Genomic DNA, 19551 nt, shown 5'->3' with positions numbered 1-19551 from the left:
CCAAAGCCTAGGCCGGCTTGAACTTTTCCGACAGGTATATCCCGATCAGGACCAGCGTCAGCGCGATCGCGTGATAGAGGTGGAAGGCTTCCTTGAGGAACAGGACCGCCATGGCGGCCGCGAAGATCGGCACCAGATTGACGAAGACGCCTGCCCGGGCGGGGCCGATGCGGTCGACGCCCTGGATGAAGAAAATCTGGGCGATGAAGGATGGGAAGACCGTCACCAAACCGATCAGAAGCCAGCCCAGCGGTGTCGGCCACTGGAACCGGTCCAGCGCCGCCTCGATCCCCGCCGCGGGCAGGGAGACGATGAAGGCCGCCCCGGCCATCACGGCGAACATGCTGAGCGGCGAAACCTTCGGCCGGTTGCGCAAGGCGATCGTATAGCCGGCATAGAGGATGCACGCGCACAGCATCAACAGGTCGCCCGGATTGAACTGCAGCGCCAGCAGCCGGTCGACACTGCCGCCGCTGCTGACGGTGATGACGCCGGTCACCGTCAGGACCACCCCCAGCCCCTGCATCGGGCGTAGACCGCTGCGGTAAATCAGAAACGACCCGACCAGAACGAAGATCGGGATCGTGCCCTGCAAAATGCCGATATTCAGCGCCGTCGTGCCGTGGGCGGCCAGATAGAACAAGGCGTTGAACCCGGTAAATCCGGTAGCGCCCAGGAGGGCCAGGAAGGGCAGGTGGCGCTTCAACACCGGCCAGTCGCGGCGCAGCATCGGCAGCAGGAAGACAAGACAGAGGATCAACACGCCGACCCAGCGCCCCAGGACGACCATCATGGGCGAGACCTCGCCCACCGCCAGCCGCCCCAGCACGGCGTTACCGGCCCAGCAAAGCGACGTCGCCGTCAGCAGCAGATAGGATTCCGCCAGATGGCGGCCGGAATCCTGGGCGGGTGTGGCGTTGTCGCTCACGCGCGTTCCTTTCGGAATGAGGGACACCGGTTTCAGCACGGGGATGCGTCAATGGCAATGCGGTCCGCCCAGACCGATGGGCATAGGAGTTATGACGCGCCCCGTCGTGAGGTGACGCTCACAGTTCCTCGTCGCGGTCGACGGGGGAGGGCGGCCGCCGGGTCAGGGCCGCGATATCGGCCCAGAGCGCGTCCGACATCGGCACGTCGACGGAGGCGAGCGACGCCTGAAGCTGTTCGACGGACCGTGCGCCGATGATCGGGCAGGTGATTGCCGGATGATGGGTCGCCCAGGCGACGGCGAGGCTGACGGGATGAACGCCCATCCGGTCGGCGAAGGCAGTGAATTGCGCCGCCGTATCATAGTAATAGTCGTCGGCGTAGCGTTTGGCGTACATCGCACTGGCGATCATGCGCGCCCCTTCAGGCCGCGCCCCGTCCCGGTACTTGCCGGTCAGAAGTCCGCCGGCATTTGGGCCGTAAGAAATGACGCCCAATCCTTCTTCCGCCGCCTGGGGCAGGATTTCGACCTCCGCCTGGCGCTTGAGCAGATTGTACATCGGCTGGATGACGTCGAAACGGGACCAGGCGTTGCGGTCCTGAATGCCCAAGGATTTTGCCATCTGCCAGGCGGTATAGTTGCTTGCGCCGATATGGACGACCTTACCCGACCGGACCAGATCCTCCAGCGTGCGCAGGCTTTCCTCGATCGGCGTTTCCGGGTCCCAGCGATGCAAAAACAGGATATCCAGCCGGTCGGTGCCAAGCCGTTTCAAGCTGTCTTCCACTGCCTTCAGGATGTGGCGGCGATTGGCGCCGCCCCGGTTGGGCTGACTGCCGTCGCCCAGGACCGAGGCGCATTTCGATGTCAGGATGATGCGGTCGCGTTCCGGCCGGATCAGATCGCCCAGGATCTCTTCCGCCTTGCCGCCGTTATAGACATCGGCGCAGTCGAAGAAGTCGATCCCGGCGTCCCGACAGGCGGCGTAGAGCCGTTTCGATTCCGCGCCGTCGGCGTCGCCGCCGAAAGACATGGTGCCGAAACACAATTGCGAGACTTTCAGGCCGGTGCGGCCCAGCCGAACGGATTTCATTGCATCATTTCCTTTGGTGGAGACCGGTGACAGGAACCGCCGGACGGTAAAATCAGCCGCCGGCGTCTTCCGCGATCTTGATCAGCGCCATGATATCGTCGCGCTGCCCGTATTCCTGCATCAGGCGCTGGCGCGTCGTGCGGTCGGTGATCGGCGGGCTGTCCAGGCGCGCGCCGCCCCGGACCAGCATCTGTACCCATTCGGCGCGTTTCGGCACTTCCCAGCGGTCCCAGGAAATGACGGTCGCCAACAAATCGCCTTCCATGCCGCCGACGGCGGGATGGACGCCCATGCCCAGATAGCGGGCAGCCAGTTCCGGGCAGTCCTTGAAATAGGCGGCATAGAGCGGCGTCCAGACCGACCGGCCGCGCACCTGGCGGATCGATTTGATATCACCGCCGCTATAGGCCTTGCGCAGATCTTCACAGGTCGTGCAGATGTCCGGGTTCTTCTCGTTGCATTCCAGCGCGGCGGCGTCGCGCCCACCGGCGAGGGCGACCAGCCCCAGCATCAATCCCGTTGCGGCAAGTGTCGTCAGGCGCATGGCGGTCACCGTACCGGCGTGCAGCGTTCGGGATCGGGCAGCAGCGGCTGTTCCGATCCTTGGCAGGCATAGAAGGCCGCCAGGTCGCGGATCGTCTGCCCGTCCAGGCGGCCGGCATAGACCTCCATGAATTTATGGGGACGTCGCCCGTCGCGGAAGTTCTGCAATTGATTGACCAGATAGGTTTCGTACTGGCCGTCGATACGCGGCACGCCCGGCGTTTTAAGCCGTCCCTTGCCATCCTGCCCATGGCATTGCGGGCATTTCATTTCTTCCATGAGGGATCGGCCCCGCGTGGGGTCACCCGAGATGTCTTGTGCCTGCGCGAGGGTCGATACGAGCATCGCGGGCGCCGCTATCGCGATCAGAAGTCGTCTCATCATGTTGAAAAGATAAAATACTTTGCATTTCTGGGCAATCATCACGGATATGCCGGTTCGCGAAGAATGTGTTAAATGGTTAATGGGCGGATAGGGAGGCGTGCGTCAATGGCCGACGAACGAGCGGAATTGAAGGTTAAGACCGGTAAGGACGTCGCATCGCAATTGCGCGATATCGAGACCCGGTTCAAGGCCATCGCCGGCGATGACGAGCGTATCGATTGTGCGGAACTGCAGGTGGGCCTGGGTCTGCAAGATGCGGATTACGCGGCCCGAATCTTCGCGCTGGTGGATCGGGACGGCAGCGGCACGGTGACGCTGTGGGAATTCATCGAATTCGCGAAGATTCTGATCGACGGGTCGCCGGACGAAAAACTGCGCATCGTCTTCGATCTACACGATCTGAACGGCGACGGCACCGTCGATCCGGAGGAACTGACCCATATTCTGGATCGTAGCCTGAACGAACACAGCCTGGACGTATCGCCGGACAAACTTCAGGCATTGAGCGCGGCCCTGTTCCGGTCGGTCGACACCGATGGCAGCGGCGCCATCAGCTTCGCGGAATTCAAGGCCAGTATCGACGCGCATCCTGCCCTGCGGGACCAGATGGTCGCCAGCGCGTCGACATGGCTGAAATTGCCCCAGCGCATTCCCCGCGACCGGCGCAAGGGCGGCCGAACGATCCAGGCCCTGGCGGATCTGGGCGAACGGCTGTGGGACAATGATCGGCCTTGGTTGGCGCTGCTGTTGCTCTATGCGGTCGGCAATATCTGGATGTTCCGGCAGGGCGCGTTGGCCGAACTGGCGCTGGGGTCCGATCTGTTCACCGTGACCGCCCAAGGCGCGGCGGAGGCGCTGAAGCTGAACGGCGCGGTCATCCTGATCAGCATGCTGCGCCATTCCCTGACCTTTCTGCGCCGGACGCCGCTTGGACCCTTCCTGCCGCTGGACCGTGCGATCGATTTCCACAAGGTTGTCGGGCATGTCTCCTTCATTCTGGCGCTGGTCCATGTCGGCGGCTATATCGCGACCTATGAATCCATGGTCGATCCGGATTTCTTCACCCGCGAATTGATCTATGGCGAGCTGTTCGGCAGCCGGATCGGCTGGTCGGGCCTGACCCTGGTCGGCATTTTTGTCGTCGTCTGGATTTGCTCGCTGAGCTTCATTCGCAAGCTCGGCCTGTTCGAACTGTTTTATGTCACGCACCGGCTGTTCTGGCTGTGGTTCGCCTTTTTCCTGATCCATGTGCCGGAATTCTGGATGTGGGTCATCGCGCCGGGCGCACTGTTCCTGATCGAACAGGCGGTCCGCCTGATGCGGGGACGCCAGCCGGCGGAACTCAGCGCCATGGACGCGATGCCCTCCGACGTGACGCGCCTGAAACTGGCGCGGCCGGAATGGTTCGAGTATCAGGCCGGGGAATATGTCTTCCTGAAGCATCCGGCCGTTTCCCGCCGGGAGTGGCACCCTTTCACGGTAACGTCCAATCCCGAGGACACGACGACGCTGGAACTGCATGTCCGAAGCGTCGGCACCTGGACCCGGCGGTTGAACGCACTGGCGGCCTGCGAACCGCCGCACCGGCCCTCGAACTGGCAGAAGGTATTTCTGGACGGGCCGTACGGGTCACCGGCATCCGATATTTTCGACAGCCGGGTTCCGGTGTTGGTCGGGGCGGGGATCGGCGTTACGCCCTTTGCGTCGATACTTAGATCGATCCTGCACCGGCGGCGGTCGGGTCATCCTGAAACGCGGGAACTGCAGAAAGTCTATTTCATCTGGATGAACCGGGATCAGCAGGCCTTCGAATGGTTCGTCGAATTGATGGCGGAATTGGAGGGCGATCCGGAAACCAGGGATCTGATCGACCTCAGGGTATATCTGACCGGGCTGCGGGCGGAACTGACCTCCGCCAGTCTGACCGTGGCGATGGAGGTCTATCACAAGGAGGTCGGACGCGACCTGCTGACCGGTCTTCGCGCGCCGACCCGCCTGTCGCGGCCCAATTGGCGGGCGGTCTTCTCCGAAATCCGCGCGGCGCATCCGGATTCGGACGTCGATGTGTTCTTCTGCGGGCCCGAAGGCCTGTCCCGCGTCCTGGCGCGGGAGAGCGGGCGCGTCGATTTCGGCTATAAGAAGGAGAATTTCTGATATGCCGCTGCGGCACCTGGATCATGTGAATCTTCGAACCGCCAATCTGGAAGAGATGATCGACTTTTACACCCGGGTCCTCGGGTTATCGGTCGGGCCGAGGCCGGACTTCGCGTTTCCCGGCGCCTGGCTGTATTGCGAGGGGCAGGCAATCGTGCATCTGGTCGGCGTCGATGCCCCGCCGGCGCCCTACCGACGAGACCAGCAGCTTGAACATTTCGCCGTCGCAGCGGATGACATGCCCGCCTTTCTGGCCGTTCTGGAGGCGGAGGGCATTCCCTTCCGGCCCGTGGACTTGCCGGGCATGCCGATCACCCAGATCAATCTGAACGATCCGGACGGCAATCATCTGCATGTCGATTTTAAGCACTGACCGGCAGCGCCACGCCTTGTCATCGCGGGGGTGGAGCCCATAGTCTAGGCCCATCTCAGTTTTGCCCGGGCTCAGCCGTTTATGTCCGCCACGCCGATCATTGTCCCGTTCCAGGGCAAACATCCAAAGATCGATCCGACCGCCTATGTCGCGCCGGGCGTCGTGCTGGTGGGGGATGTCACGATCGGGGCTCATGCCAGCGTCTGGTTCGGCTCTGTGCTGCGGGGCGACGACCAAAGTATCACCGTTGGGGAAGGGTCGAACGTCCAGGACGGCACGGTCATCCATGTCACCCTGGATACCGGGCCGACGATAATCGGACGCAATGTAACCATCGGACACGGGGTTCGGCTGCATGGCTGCACCTTGGAGGATCGATGCCTGGTCGGCATCGGCGCCATCGTTCTGGATGGGGCGGTGGTGAAAACCGGTTCCTTCGTTGCGGCGGGCGCCTTGGTCGGTCCGGGAAAGGTTATCCCGACCGGTGAGCTCTGGGGCGGCAATCCGGCCCGGAAATTGCGTGATATGAGGCCTGACGACGAAAGCTTTCTGGATTTCGATGCCGAACATTATCGGCGCCGGGCGCGGGAATTTTTGGCCGGTGAATGACGTCGTGGTGCAACGGGGCACCAGCCCAAATGCCCGATATGCCCACTTGCCGGGCTGTCGGCGTCAACCCAAGGGATCGATTGGCGGACCATGTCGAATTCGACTATTCTCTTCTACATGAAGCGCGGAACGAAACTTCTCATCGCCGCCGGTTTGGCGTGCGCCGTCGCGGCGGCCTGTGCCGTCACGGCGGATATTTCCTCGCCTCAGGCACGGGACGCTGCCAGCAAGATCGAACGGGCGATGAGCGAATATCGCGGCGGCCGTCCCGGTCCGTCCGATTCCGGGGACGCCGACGTCCGCCTGTTCGCGCAGGCCTATCAGCGCGTCCAAACGAATTATGTTCGGCCGATTGAAGACGAGGCATTGATCCTCGCTGCCCAGACAGGCATGCGCGAGGCCTATCCCGATCCCGCCGTGGCGACGGATTCGCAACTGGTCGAAGCCGCCATCAACGGGATGATGCATTCCCTGGACGATTACTCCGTCTATCTGGACAAGGCTGGGTATTCCAAGCTGCATCAGGAAATCAACGGCACATTCGGTGGTCTGGGAATCGAGATCAAGAAGGACCCGACCGGCCTTGAAGTGATCTCGCCGATCGACGGCACGCCGGCAATGCGCGCGGGGTTGAAGCCCGGCGATCGTCTGACCCATGCCGACGGCAGTTCGCTTGCCGATCTGTCGCTGCGGGAATCGGTGGAATTGCTGCGCGGTGCGCCCGGTACCACGGTCGTGGTGACCGTCGCGCGGAGCGGCGTGCCCAGTTTCGATGTCCCTCTGACGCGTGAAGTCATCCGCATCCAACGGGTCCGCGCACGGTTGGAGGACAATGTCGCCTATCTGCGGATCACCCATTTCGTGCGCGATACCGGGCTGGCCCTGCGACGCGAGATGATCCGGCTGAAGGAAGAGGCGGGACCCGGCAACCTGCGGGGTTATGTCGTCGACCTGCGCAGCAATCCGGGCGGCCTTTTGGAAGAAAGCATCGACGTCGCGGGGGCGTTCTTGAGCGGCGGATTGGTCGTGTCCACCCGAAGCCGCAAGTCGTCACAGGAATTCCGCGCCGATCTGGCGGATCCCAGCGAGGGATTGCCGGTGGTCGTTCTGATCAACCAAGGGTCAGCCAGCGCGTCGGAGATCGTTGCCGGCGCGATCAAGTACCGCGATCGCGGTCTGGTGGTCGGTCAGAAAAGCTATGGCAAAGGGTCGGTTCAGACCACGTTCGAATTCCATGGCGGCGGCGGGCTGAAACTGACGACAGCGCTTTACTATACCCCCAGCGGCAAAAGCGTGGACGGGGGTATCGAGCCGAATGTGGATGCCCTCGACAATCCGGATACCGAGGAAGTCGACGAGGCGCTGCAGGTTGCGCTCGACCTGGTCCGCAATGCGGGGGGCAGTCACTCCGTTCTGTGGAACAGCGGCACATTCAAGAACTGATGCGCGGGGCGGCGCACGGCATGTGACCGACCGAAGGGTATATTCCGCAGGTCCCGGGGATATGGCACGCATCGCCGGACTGGTCCGAGAGATGCTGGCCTTCTATGGAAGCCCCGTTCCCCTGGAAGGGACGGCCTTTGACGATGCGCTGGAACGCGACGGTCCCGCCGGGGCCTGTGCCTATCGCTGCCTGATCGTCGATGACCGCGATGGAAACCCTGTCGGCTTCGCGATGTATTCGCCGGTCTACGAAGCCGCCTTTGCCGGCAATGGCATCTTCCTGCGGGATATCTATGTCACGGCCGCGGCGCGCGGCCAGGGGCTCGGCAAGGCGTTGATGGTCGCCCTGGCCCAGGAATGCCGACGTGAGGGCATTCGTCGCATCGATTGGCATGCGGCCAGACTGGACCTGGATGCCCGCACGTTCTATGAAATGCTTGCCCCCGACAGTTTCAGGCTGAACCGCTTGAGCTACCGGATCGAGGATGACGAGATCGCAGCCTTGGCGGCGAGGGGGTAGGGTGGAACGAAGCGCAATCTGTTTGTGTTTCATTAATATTAATCTGGGACAGTAATGTCCCAAGCCGCGTAAACGGCTGAAACACAGACTTAAGTGACGAAACGGCCCACAAATGCGCCCACCGATTCTGATCGTTGAAGACAATGAGGTGAACATGCGTCTGTTCAGCGATCTGTTGAGCGCGCTGGGCTACATCGTCTATCAGGCGGAAGACGCGGAAACGGCGCTGGAACTCCTGAAGTCCGTCCGTCCGGGCGCCATCGTCATGGATATCCAACTGCCCGGCATGTCGGGTGAGGAATGTACCCGTACGATCAAGGCCGATCCCGACCTCTCCGAAATCCCGGTCATCGCGGTGACCGCCTTCGCCATGGCGGGGGATGAAGCGCGTTTCCTGGATGCCGGCTGTGACGATTACATGTCGAAGCCGATCAACGTCCCCTTATTCGCGGAAACCATCGCGCGGCATTATCAGGGCGAACCCGTCAACTGATCGTCGCGCCGGCGTTTCCTCTGTCAGACGGTCACGCCCAGGTCTTCCAGAGCCGATTCCAGCCATTCAAGCCGCCGGTCGGATAGCGCGACGTCGAATTGAATCCATTCCGAGATGGCGGAATCGCCGTATTCCTTGGCCAGATCCGCCGCGCGCGCCCGCTCCGTCCGAACGACATCGCATAACAGATCGAGTTGATCTTCCTGGAAATCGGGCGGCAGCAGTTTCAGAAAGCGCAATTTCAGAAGCAGCACCAGACGCCCGACATCGTTCACTGGCGCGCGCAATTGGGCGCTCATCAATTCCTGGAACAGTGCCCGGCCTTGCGGTGTGATTCGCAGCAGCGTCTTCTCTTCCTCGGCGTGATGCTCGACGGTATCCGCCAACCCTTCGATGCGCAGGAGTTCCAGCGACGAGCCCAAGAGGTCCAGGCTGGGACCGACGATCCGCTGCGTGAAGAAACGGATCTCGGTCGCCAGTTCGCCATAGCGGCGGTCGCGCTCAATCAGGGCGCCGAGCGCGAGCAGACGGACGGCCTCCGCGGGTACCAAGCTTCTGTCGCGAAACATTCAACCTATCCCGGTTCAAAACATGCGAACGGTTCGCAGTACAGATAGGCGCTTTGCGCGTCTAAATCCAGTTTCCAATTGCTTTGGAGCGCATGTGCCGGCGGCAAAGAAAAGGCCCGGAACCGGTCCGGGCCTTTTCGTGTTCAGGATAAGAGACACCGGTCAGCCCGGCGACATTCCGCGCAACCGCTCCGCCCGGCGGCGCAGCAGTTCCAGCGTCGTCAGCAGGATGATGGAAATCGTCACCAGGACGGTCGCCACGGCAAGGATGGTCGGGGAAATCTGCTCGCGCAGCCCGGTGAACATCTGCCAGGGCAGTGTCTTCTGCGACGCCGAACCGACGAACAGGACCACGACGACCTCGTCAAAGGAGGTGATGAAGGCGAACAGCCCGCCGGAGATGACGCCCGGCATGATCAACGGCATCTGCACCTTGAAGAAGGTGGTGACCGGATTGGCGCCCATGCTGGCGGCGGCACGCACCAGGCTCTTGTCGAAGCCGACCAAGGTTGCCGTCACCGTGATGATGACGAAGGGTGTCCCCAGGGCCGCATGGGCCAGCACGACGCCCCAATAGGTCCCCTGCATGCCGATGCGGGAGTAGAAGAAATACATGCCCGCCGCGGAAATGATCAGCGGCACGATCATCGGCGAGATCAGGATCGCCATGATGGTGCCACGGAACGGCACATGGCTCTGCGACAGGCCGATCGCCGCCAGCGTGCCCAGCCCGGTGGAAATCAGCGTCGCCATCGGCGCGATGGACACGGAATTGCGCAATGCTTGCTGCCAATCGGGGTTGGTGAAGAAGTCCCGATAATGTTTCAGCGAGTATCCATCCGGATCCAGCGCCAGCATCTCCTTGGTAAAGGTGAAGAAGTCGCTGGCGTTGAAGCTGAGCGGGATGATCACCAGGATCGGCACGATCAGGAAGAAGAAGATCATGGCGCAGATGACCCGGAAACCATAGTACCAGGCGATCTGCGCTTTGGATGCGTAAGGAGGCAGTGCGGACATCGTTCTTACCCCAATTTCACGTTGTCGATGCCCACGATCCGGTCGTAGAGCCAGTAGAACACCAGGATCAGCCCCAGCAGCATCACACCCAGCGCGGCGGCCAAGCCCCAGTTCAGGGACGAGGAGATGTGATAGGCAATCCGGTTCGAGATGAAGATGCCGGACGTGCCGCCGACCAGTTCCGGCGTGATGTAGTAGCCGATGGCCAGAATGAAGACGAGGACCGCGCCGGCGCCGATGCCGGGTACCGTGTTCGGGAAATAGACCTTCCAGAAGGCTGTCCAGTCGTTTGCGCCAAGGGATTTGGCCGCACGGACATAGGAGGGCGAAATCGTCTTCATCACCGAATAGAGCGGTAGGATCATGAAGGGCAGCAGGATGTGGGTCATCGCCACGATCGTGCCGACCTGATTATACATCAGTTCCAACCGGCCCTGATCGTCGAGAATGCCCAAACTGACCAGCGTGTCGTTGATCACGCCTTCTTGCTGCAGCAGCACGATCCAGGAGGATGTGCGCACCAGAAGCGACGTCCAGAACGGCAGCAGAACCAGGATCATCAGGATGTTCGACGTCCGAAGCGGCAGGTTCGCCAGCAGGAAAGCGATCGGATAGCCCAGCAGGATGCAGGAGACGGTGATGGCGACAGACAGAACCATCGTGCGCCAGAGCAGAGTCAGATAGATCCGCTCGAAATCGTCCTTCATCTGTATGCCGTCATGGGTATTTTCCATATCGACGGCGGCCAGGAAGTAGCTGGCCGTATAGTGCCCGGACAGACGTTTGATCGTCTGCCAAACCTCCGGATCTCCCCAGTCTTCTTCGGCATCGATGAATTGCGGTTTGATCGGCTGCGTTTCGTCGATATTCCCCATCGGCTTGCGCAGTTTCCGGAACAGGCTGGCAATTCCGGCGGTATCGTAGTTCAAGCGCGAACCCAGTTTGGTGTGGGTCTTCGCCTCCATCGCGACCTTCATGTCTTCGTAGAAGGCTGCGAAAACGGCTTCGCCCGGCGCCTCGCCGCTGGCTTCATCCCATTCTTCCAGCGCGACCACGGTACGGGGCATCGTTTCCGGTACGATGCCGTTTTCGACGGATCGCAACAGCATGTCGCCAATCGGCGCGATGAAGCTGATCAGGATGAAGGCCAGGAGCGGCACGATGAGCAGGAAGGCGCGGATCTTCTGGCGGCGCAGGGCGCGGGCGAGGCTCACCTTCAGCGGTGTGCCGTCCGCGGCCAACATGGGACCGCTTTGATTGTCGGTCATTGTGCTCATCGCTCTGTCATCCCCCTCGTGCTCCCCGCTACCCGTACGCTCAGAAAAATCTATCAATCAAAGGAACAAACACCGGGGGCGGGGCGTACCCGCCCCCGGCAATAACTCCGACCGGTTCTTACTGAACCAGCCACGCCTGGAATTTGGCGTCGATGTCGTCGCGATTGTCCGCCCAGAACTCGTAGTTATAGAGCAGGGTGGTTTTCGCGTTGTTCGGGTCCGTCGGCATGTGCGGAGCCATGTCGATGCCCAGTTCGGCGTGCTTGCCGACCAGCGGAGCCGAGGACTTGCGGGCCGGGCCGTACGAGATGTACTTGGCCTGATCCGCCAGACGCTGCGTGTCCGTGGCGAAGTAGATGTAGTCCAGCGCGCGGGCCTTGCGCTCGTCGCTCAGGCCGGCCGGGATGATCCAGCCGTCGAGGTCGAACACCTGCCAGTCCCACAGCATGGCGACCGGCTGCTTCTGCTCTTCGATGACGGAGAACAGACGGCCGTTATAAGTGGAACCGATCACGGCTTCACCATCGGCGAGGCGCTGCGGGGTTTCCGCACCGGCCGACCACCAGATGATGTCGTCGCGGATCGTGTCCAGCTTGGCCAGCGCCTGGGCGACGCCTTCGTCCGTGCCGAGAACTTCGTAGACGTCTTCCGGCGCGACACCGTCACAGAGCAGGGCCCATTCGACGTTGTTGATCGGACGCTTTTCCAGGCTGCGCTTGCCCGGGAAGGTGGCCGTGTCGAACACGTCGCAGACGGTGCTCGGGGACTTGCCGCCCCATTCGGCGACATCCGTGCGGTAGCCGAACGTGGTCGAATAGACGATCTGCGGAATGAAGCACTCGGAAACCAGCAGGTCGCCGAAGTCTTCCGCCGCCGGCGTGCCGTCCGGCGCGGGCGCCAGATGGGTGGCCGGGTCGATTTCCATGGCCAGGCCTTCGTCGCACAGACGAATGGCGTCAGAGGCCACGACGTCGACGACGTCCCAGGTCACGTTGCCCGCTTCGTCCATGGCGCGCAGTTTGGCCACGGCTTCGGCGGAGCTTTCGTCGTTGACGATGGTGACGCCCGGATTATTCGCCATATACGGATCGTGGTAGGCTTTCTGCTGCGAAGCAGAATATGCGCCGCCCCAGGAGACGATCGTCATCTCGTCTGCCTGCGCCGCGGAGGCTACGAGCATTGTAGCGGCGGCTGCGGTGGCAAGGGTATGCATGGATTTCATGACGTACTCCCTGATTTCCCTGTTTCAAAACGCCCGAATCTCCGGTTCGGAACCGTCTCGGGCAAAACGGTTCCGAAAACTCTAAGGTCTATGCCTCCAGCACGTCCAGTGCCCGGCAATCGTCGGTCGCCCAGCCGATCGGCGTCACTTCACCGACCTTCAGCGCGGCATGCGCATGGCTGTTGGGGACCTTGACGACGAATTCCTCGCTGGTTCCGACCTGCATCCGGCACCGGATGTGATCGCCCAGATAGATCAGTTCGACGACCTTGCCGCTCAGCTTGTTGTCGGCGTCGTCCTGACCGATCACCACGCGTTCGGGGCGAATCGACAGCTGCGTGCGTTCGCCGACACCGCCGCATTTGATTGCCAGCGCGCCGACCGTCTCGCCGCCGCCGTCCAGCTTGACCTGCGCGGTGCTACCGTTCAGCGCCGTCACGGTTCCCATCAGGCGGTTGTTCTCGCCGATGAAGGAGGCGACGAAGGCGTTCTCCGGCTGTTCGTACAGAACTTCCGGCGCCGCCAGCTGCTGCACGATGCCGTCGTCGAACACGGCGATGCGGTTCGACATGGTCAGTGCTTCGGATTGGTCGTGCGTCACGTAGACGACCGAGACCCCGAGGGTTTCGTGGATGTGCTTGATTTCGAACTGCATTTCCTCGCGCAGATTCTTATCCAGCGCACCAAGCGGTTCGTCCATCAGCACCAGTTCCGGCTCGAAGACCAGGGCGCGCGCAACGGCGACGCGCTGCTGCTGACCGCCGGACAATTGCGCCGGGCGGCGGCCTCCCATCTGCGGCAGGCGTACCATTTCCAATGCGCGTTTCACTTTGGCATCGCAATCGGCCCGGGACAGGCCGCGGACTTTCAGCGGAAAGGCCAGGTTTTCCGCAACCGTCATATGCGGGAACAGCGCATAGTTCTGGAACACCATGCCGATGCCGCGCTTGTGCGGCGGCACATTGTTGATCGGCTGGCCGTTCAGATAAATCTCGCCATGCGTGGCCGGCTCGAACCCGGCCAGCATCATCAGGCAGGTCGTCTTACCGGACCCCGACGGGCCCAACATCGTCAGGAACTCACCCCGTTCGATATCGATATTGAAGTTCTTAACGACCAGTATCTCGCCGTCGTAGCTTTTCTGAACGTTCTCGAACCGAACGATGTAGTCGTCTCGTTCCATGGCCGGTATTACCCCCTCGCCCCAATAGACTGTCCCATCCGCGACAACAGCGCAGAAGGGAGTGCGGCCGCATGGGCCGTGTTCATCAATTCTGAAAATTCGGTTGGTTTGGCTGAGCTCAAACCTGCCCCCAGATCATTCCGATCCCGCCAGATCGTTGGTCCCGCCGAAGCGGTAGATTCAAGTTGTTGTACTCAAAGGCGGTTTCGTCCCTGACGGTCGTCATTCCGACTGTCCTGGCATTCCCTGTAACCCGGGTCGACTTCGCTTTTAAACGCGTGCCAACTCCCTGCTTGGTCAAAGCGTAGCGCGACCGTCCCGAAAATGAAAAGAACTAATTTTTTCAATCTTATTACGTGTGCGACGCAGTTTGCAATGATTGCGACATGCGACGGCGATGCGCATGGATTGGCAGGCTCCAAACCGACGATCTGTCGCCAAACCCTCCGATATTCAGGAGAAAATCAGGCTGCGCGCTTCAGGTCCAACACGCCCCAGATGTCCAACAGGGCCTCGGTCAGGCGTCGGATGGCGGCGTCATCATGGAAGGGAGTCGGGGTGATCCGCAGGCGTTCCGTGCCCCGGTCGACGGTCGGATAGTTGATCGGCTGGACATAGATTCGGTGCCGTTCCATCAGCAGATCCGACGCACGGCGGCAGGCGACCGGGTTGCCGACCAGAACCGGGACGATATGGGTCTCGGACGGCATGACGGGCAGGCCGGCGGCGCGCAGGGACGCCTTCACCGCCGCGGCGCGTTCCTGGTGGCGGACCCGCATGTCGGGCGACTGGCGCACGATGCTGATACTCTTTCGGGCTGCGGCGGCGATGCCCGGGGGCAGGGCCGTGGTGAAGATGAACCCGTTGCCGAAGGACCGGATGAAGTCGACCAGATTGGCGGAAGCGGCGATGTATCCGCCGATGACGCCGAATGCCTTGGCCAGTGTCCCTTGCAGGATATCGACGCGATCCATGACACCGTCGCGTTCGGCGACGCCGGCGCCAGTATCGCCATACATGCCGACCGCGTGCACCTCGTCCAGATAGCTGATTGCGTTGTACCGCTCGCAAATATCCAGAATCTCAGAGATCGGTGCGATGTCGCCATCCATGGAATAGACGGATTCGAAGGCGACCAGTTTCGGCGCGTCGGGATCGTCCTCGCGGATCAGCCGCTCCAGATCCGCAGGGTCGTTATGCTTCCAGACCCGCTTGTCCGACCGGGAGTGGCGAATGCCCTCGATCATCGAATTGTGATTCTTGGCATCGGAATAGACGATGCAGCCCGGAATGTTGCGGGCGAGGGTCGACAGGACCGTCATGTTCGCGACATAGCCGGACGTGAAAATCAGTGCCGCTTCCTTCTGGTGCAGGCTTGCCAGTTCCTGCTCCAACTGGACATGCAGCCGGTTGGTGCCGGAAATGTTGCGCGTCCCGCCGGCGCCGGCACCGTGTGCCTGAACCGCGCGCACCATCTCGGCAATCACGTCGGGGTTCTGACCCATGCCCAGATAGTCGTTCGAGCACCAGACGGTTACGTCGTCCGCCGCGCCGTCTTCATGCAGCAGCGCTGACGGGAAGTCGCCGGCCCGGCGCTCCAGTTCCGCGAAAATCCGGTAATCGCCGCGCGCCTTCAGCGCGTTCAGCCGCTCGCCGAAAAAAGCATCATAGTCCATTCGGCACCTTTCCATCCGGCCGCTTCTCGTGGCAGCTCATCCAGATAGTTTAATTCCGTTCCGCGCGCATTACTAGGCAAGGCGGCCGGAAATGTCCCCGGGTAAGGGTGTCGCAGGGGCGCGGCGCGGCGGTGCCGGCCGCGCCCCTGGGATATGGCCGATGTGTGGAAACGCGTTACGCCGCGGCCTTGTTCAGATCGGCATGAACCTGATCCAGCGCCTTGGCGAAGCCGTCGACCATCTGATCGATTTCCGATTTGGTGATGATAAGCGGCGGCGAGAAAGCGATGGCGTCACCCGGGGTTGCGCGCAGGATCACGCCGTTCTGCTGGGCCGCCATCATCAGTTTCGGGCCGACGGCCAGCGACGGGTCGAAGCTGCGCTTGGTGGCCTTGTCGGCAACGGTCTCGACCGCGCCGATCAGGCCCGTGCCGCGCACTTCGCCGACCATCGGGTGGTCCTGGAATTCGCGCAGGCGGGCCTGCATATGCGGACCGACTTCGCGGACATGGGCCAAGATGTCGCGTTCCTCATAAATCTTCAGGGTTTCCAGCGCGACGGCGACCGCCGCCGGATGACCGGAATAGGTATATCCATGACCGAAAGTGCCGATCTTGCCGGAGTTCTTGGACACGGCATCGGCGATGTCCTGGCTGACCATCAGCGCGGAAATCGGCAGATAGGCGGAAGACAGTGCCTTGGCGACCGTGACCATGTCCGGCTCGATCCCGAAGGTTTCGCAGCCGAACATGTTGCCGGTCCGGCCGAACCCGCAGATCACCTCGTCGGCAACCAGCAGCACGTCGTATTTCTTCAGAACCGGCTGGATCTTCTGGAAATAGGTTTTCGGCGGCAGGATGACCCCGCCCGCGCCCATGATCGGCTCCGCAAAGAAGGCCGCGACCGTGTCGGGACCTTCTTCGAGAATGCGCTTCTCCAGGTTTTCGGCCAGGCGCGTCGCGAATTCTTCTTCGGTTTCGCCCTCTTCGCCATAGCGGTAATAGTGCGGGCAGTCGACATGACCGATATTGGCGATCGGCAGATCGAAATCTTTATGATTGTAGGGCAGGCCGGTCAGGCTGGCGGCCGCGACCGTGACGCCGTGATAGCCCTTCAGACGGGCCAGGATCTTCTTCTTTTCCGGGCGGCCGACAGCGTTGTTGTAGTACCAGATCAGCTTTATCGCCGTGTCGTTCGCTTCCGATCCGGAATTGGCGAAGAACACCTGGCCCATATTGCCCGGCGCCATGCCGCACAGCTTTTCCGCCAGGTCGATGGCCGGGTTGTGGGTTTTGTGCGTGAACAGATGATAATAGGGCAGCTCGCGCATCTGCTTCGCCGCCGCCTCGATCAGGCGTTCTTCCCCGAAGCCGAGCGACGTGCACCACAGGCCGGCCATGCCTTCGATATAGCGCTTGCCGGAATCGTCCGTAACCCAGACGCCGGACGCCTTTTCGACGATCAGCGGGCCGGATTCCTTGTGCTTCTCCATGTTTGTGTAGGGATGCATGACGAATTTCACGTCGCGGGCAGCGGGGGAATTCAAGCGGTCGGCCATCGTCTCAATCCTGAAAGTTCGCGGCGGGGAGGCGGCAATGCCGCGTGGGGGCCCCGCGAATGTGATCACAAGGCGCGCACACTACACCCGCGGGACCCGGCGCGGCAACCCGCCCCCCGGGAAGAGGTGTCCCGATGGTGCGTCGGAAACCTCTCTTTCCCCGGATCGCGGAATCAAGTACTTCTAAAGCAACGCCGATGTGAGGAGCGGCGATAAATCAAGAACGGGGGAGGCCGGGACGTGATCGTCGTCTTCGGATCCGTCAATATCGACATCGAAATGCGGGTCGGCCGTCTGCCGCGCCCGGGCGAAACGCTTTTGTCTGGCGACTATTTGATGACGCCTGGGGGCAAGGGCGCGAACCAAGCGCTGGCCGCTGCGCGGGCAGGCGATCAGGTGCGCCTGATCGGGATGGTGGGCAACGACAATTTCGGCACCTTCGCGCTGGATCTGCTGAACGAGCAGGGGGTCGACGTTTCCGGCGTCGGCGAGGCGGAGGACGAACATACCGGCTGCGCGACGATCTGGGTCGACGACAGCGGCGAGAACAGCATTGTCGTCGGCGCGGGGGCCAACCTGCGCGCCCGTGCCGATCAGGTGCCGGATGCGCTGCTGACCGACAAGACGCTTCTGATGATGCAGATGGAGGTCACGCCGGCCGAGAACTGGACCTTGGTGAAACGCGCCAAGGCAAGGGGCGCGCGGATCATCCTGAATGTCGCGCCCGCCGGGATGGTACCGGACGAGGTGCTGCGGTCCGTCGACTTCCTGGTCGTGAACGAGTTGGAAGGCCAGACCGTTGCGGCGGAGGTCGGCCTGGACGTCGAACAGGCGACGCGTGTACCGCGCGCGCTGGCCAGCCGCTATGGGCTGACCTGTATTCTGACCCTTGGTGGGGCCGGTCTGCTGTGTTTCGGCCCGGATGGCGGCTGGTCGGTCCCAGGGCTGCCGATTTCCCCGGTCGATACGACGGCGGCGGGCGACGCCTTTGTCGGCAATCTGGCGGTCGCGCTGGACAATGGGGTCGCCATCGATGAGGCCCTGCGCTGGGCCTCGGTCGGTGCGGGGCTGAGTTGCACCCGCGAAGGCGCGCAATCAGCCATGCCCCATGGCGACGAAATCCGGGCGCAACTCGACAAGTTGCCCGCCAGCCGGAAGCTGGCCTGACCAGCCGCTCAGCGGTTGGTAAACTTCATCTCGATGCGTCGGTTGCGCGTGTAGGCGGCAGGGGAACTGCCCTGATCCAGCGGCTGGTATTCCGCGAAGCCTGCGGCAGACATGCGTTGCGGATCGACGCCCCGGCTTTCCAGGAATTTCACCACCGAAATCGCCCGTGCCGTGGACAATTCCCAGTTGGACGGAAATTGCGCGGTATTGATCGGGTCGCGGTCGGTATGGCCGTTGACCTGCAGCACCCAGTCGATGTCATCTGGGATGCGTCCGGCAATTTCGTTCAGGGTATTGGCGAAATCGATCAATTGGAACTTGCCCGCCGGGCCCAGTTCGGCCGCGCCCTTCTCGAACAGGACTTCCGACTGGAAGACGAAGCGGTCGCCGACGATGCGGATGTCGCTGCGGTTGCCCAGGATTTCGCGCAGCTTGCCGAAGAATTCCGACCGATAGCGCGCCAGTTCCTGCACCTTGCCTGCCAGAGCGACGTTCAGACGCTTGCCCAGATCGACGATCTGGGTCTGTTGCGCCTTGTCTCGCGCCTCGTAGGTTTCCAACAGTGAATTCAGTTCGGCGATCTGATCGTTCAGCGCCTGGATTTGATCGTTCAGCAGCGCGGTTTCCGCCCGCGCCGCGATCAGGTCCTTCTCGCTCTCGTCGAGTGCCAGCGCTTCGTCGGCAAGGCGGCCCTGCAATTCATCGCGCAGGGAGATCAGCGCCTGGATCTCCCGCTCCAGCTTCGCAAGCTCACCCAATTGGGTCATGATCCGCTCCTGATCGGCGGCGATGACCTTGTAGGCGTCTTCCAGATCCTTGGAGACCTTGTCGCGGGTCTCTTCCAGGCCCGCGATCCGGCCTTGCGCTTCTTCCAGTTCGGTTTCCAGATCGGCGATCCGCTGCTGGCGGGTTTCATTGTCGTCCTGGGCGATGGTCAGGCGGCTCAACAGATCGCTATTCTCTGACCGCGCGGCATCCAGTTCGGCGGCGAGGGACGCATTTTCACCGCGCAGTTCGAATATCTGGGACTCCAGCTCATCCTGGCGGGTGAGGGAGGCGCGAAGCTGTTCGGTGACATTGCCCAGATTTGTGCGCAGCTCCGCCGCGGATTCCCGCTCCAGCGCCAGCATGTCGGCCAGTTCGGCAACGCGGCCTTGCAGGCGCTCCAGCGCCTTGTCGCGGCCGACGATTTCCTCGTTCAGATAAAGCTGGGATACGACGAAGATCATCAACAGGAAGATGATCACCATCAGCAACGATGCCAGGGCATCGACGAAGCCCGGCCAGATATCCTGATTGCTGCGTTGCCGGCGCGCGAGTGCCATTGGTCAGTTCGCCCCCA

General features: G+C 62.0%; 19 protein-coding genes. 7 read left to right on the top strand and 12 right to left on the bottom strand.

The genetic code is table 11. The features are described from left to right. Positions 1-7: 7 nt before the first annotated feature. The 4 genes from ACO06O_RS00290 to ACO06O_RS00275 form a co-directional block, all read right to left on the bottom strand. Positions 8-928 (bottom strand): DMT family transporter, encoded by a 921-nt coding sequence (locus tag ACO06O_RS00290; protein ID WP_421875100.1) that lies wholly within the window; start codon positions 926-928, stop codon positions 8-10. A 118-nt stretch (positions 929-1046) separates the two neighbouring features. Next, the gene (locus tag ACO06O_RS00285; protein WP_421875098.1) at positions 1047-2021 is read right to left on the bottom strand and encodes an aldo/keto reductase; all 975 of its coding nucleotides are present in this window, start codon (positions 2019-2021) and stop codon (positions 1047-1049) included. A gap of 52 nt (positions 2022-2073) precedes the next feature. Further along, complete coding sequence (locus tag ACO06O_RS00280; RefSeq protein ID WP_421875096.1) at positions 2074-2565, bottom strand: hypothetical protein; 492 nt, start codon at positions 2563-2565, stop codon at positions 2074-2076. Positions 2566-2570: 5 nt separating this feature from the next. After that, entirely contained in the window at positions 2571-2909 is a 339-nt protein-coding gene (locus tag ACO06O_RS00275) for a c-type cytochrome (RefSeq protein ID WP_421875094.1), read from the bottom strand. Between the two features lie 144 nt (positions 2910-3053). On the opposite strand from ACO06O_RS00275, the gene ACO06O_RS00270 reads away from it, so the two are divergent. The 6 genes from ACO06O_RS00270 to ACO06O_RS00245 all read left to right on the top strand — a co-directional run bounded on the left by ACO06O_RS00270 (position 3054) and on the right by ACO06O_RS00245 (position 8540). Beyond that, entirely contained in the window at positions 3054-5102 is a 2049-nt protein-coding gene (locus ACO06O_RS00270; RefSeq protein ID WP_421875092.1) for an EF-hand domain-containing protein, read from the top strand. A 1-nt stretch (position 5103) separates the two neighbouring features. Beyond that, the gene (locus ACO06O_RS00265; RefSeq protein ID WP_421875090.1) at positions 5104-5475 is read left to right on the top strand and encodes a VOC family protein; all 372 of its coding nucleotides are present in this window, start codon (positions 5104-5106) and stop codon (positions 5473-5475) included. Positions 5476-5556: 81 nt separating this feature from the next. Continuing rightward, positions 5557-6084: a gamma carbonic anhydrase family protein gene (locus ACO06O_RS00260; protein WP_421875088.1), complete on the top strand. Its 528-nt coding sequence runs from the start codon at positions 5557-5559 to the stop codon at positions 6082-6084. Between the two features lie 90 nt (positions 6085-6174). Then, complete coding sequence (locus ACO06O_RS00255; RefSeq protein ID WP_421875086.1) at positions 6175-7527, top strand: S41 family peptidase; 1353 nt, start codon at positions 6175-6177, stop codon at positions 7525-7527. A 61-nt stretch (positions 7528-7588) separates the two neighbouring features. Beyond that, positions 7589-8047: a GNAT family N-acetyltransferase gene (locus ACO06O_RS00250; RefSeq protein ID WP_421875084.1), complete on the top strand. Its 459-nt coding sequence runs from the start codon at positions 7589-7591 to the stop codon at positions 8045-8047. Between the two features lie 112 nt (positions 8048-8159). Next, positions 8160-8540, top strand: coding sequence for a response regulator (locus tag ACO06O_RS00245; RefSeq protein ID WP_421875082.1), 381 nt, complete (start codon positions 8160-8162; stop codon positions 8538-8540). 23 nt (positions 8541-8563) lie between these two features. Here ACO06O_RS00245 and ACO06O_RS00240 read toward each other — a convergent pair whose 3' ends face one another. From ACO06O_RS00240 to ACO06O_RS00210, 7 genes are all read right to left on the bottom strand, one after another. Continuing rightward, the gene (locus ACO06O_RS00240; RefSeq protein ID WP_421875080.1) at positions 8564-9109 is read right to left on the bottom strand and encodes a hypothetical protein; all 546 of its coding nucleotides are present in this window, start codon (positions 9107-9109) and stop codon (positions 8564-8566) included. Positions 9110-9271: 162 nt separating this feature from the next. After that, a complete protein-coding gene (locus tag ACO06O_RS00235; RefSeq protein WP_421875078.1) occupies positions 9272-10126 on the bottom strand; it encodes an ABC transporter permease in 855 nt (284 codons plus the stop codon). 5 nt (positions 10127-10131) lie between these two features. Then, positions 10132-11403, bottom strand: coding sequence for an ABC transporter permease (locus tag ACO06O_RS00230; RefSeq protein WP_421875076.1), 1272 nt, complete (start codon positions 11401-11403; stop codon positions 10132-10134). 118 nt (positions 11404-11521) lie between these two features. Beyond that, positions 11522-12625: an extracellular solute-binding protein gene (locus ACO06O_RS00225; RefSeq protein WP_421875073.1), complete on the bottom strand. Its 1104-nt coding sequence runs from the start codon at positions 12623-12625 to the stop codon at positions 11522-11524. Positions 12626-12713: 88 nt separating this feature from the next. Beyond that, positions 12714-13808 carry an ABC transporter ATP-binding protein gene (locus ACO06O_RS00220; protein ID WP_421875071.1) on the bottom strand — a complete coding sequence of 365 codons (1095 nt, stop codon included), beginning with the start codon at positions 13806-13808 and terminating at the stop codon, positions 12714-12716. Positions 13809-14272: 464 nt separating this feature from the next. Further along, a complete protein-coding gene (hemA, locus tag ACO06O_RS00215) occupies positions 14273-15484 on the bottom strand; it encodes a 5-aminolevulinate synthase (protein ID WP_421875069.1) in 1212 nt (403 codons plus the stop codon). 175 nt (positions 15485-15659) lie between these two features. Further along, positions 15660-17042, bottom strand: a complete 1383-nt coding sequence (locus tag ACO06O_RS00210) for an aspartate aminotransferase family protein (protein WP_421875067.1) — start codon at positions 17040-17042, stop codon at positions 15660-15662. Positions 17043-17282: 240 nt separating this feature from the next. Here ACO06O_RS00210 and ACO06O_RS00205 point away from each other — a divergent pair, with 240 nt between their 5' ends. After that, positions 17283-18209, top strand: a complete 927-nt coding sequence (locus ACO06O_RS00205) for a ribokinase (RefSeq protein ID WP_421875065.1) — start codon at positions 17283-17285, stop codon at positions 18207-18209. 8 nt (positions 18210-18217) lie between these two features. On the opposite strand, the gene ACO06O_RS00200 is transcribed toward ACO06O_RS00205, so the two are convergent. Continuing rightward, complete coding sequence (locus ACO06O_RS00200) at positions 18218-19534, bottom strand: peptidoglycan -binding protein (protein ID WP_421875063.1); 1317 nt, start codon at positions 19532-19534, stop codon at positions 18218-18220. Positions 19535-19551 lie beyond the last annotated feature (17 nt).

The sequence above is a fragment of the Pacificispira sp. genome, assembly GCF_965228185.1.
Taxonomy (GTDB): Bacteria; Pseudomonadota; Alphaproteobacteria; order UBA8366; family Aestuariispiraceae; genus Pacificispira.
The sequence above is the reverse complement of the archived record's forward strand: the minus strand, read 5'-3'. Positions and strand labels throughout refer to the sequence as shown.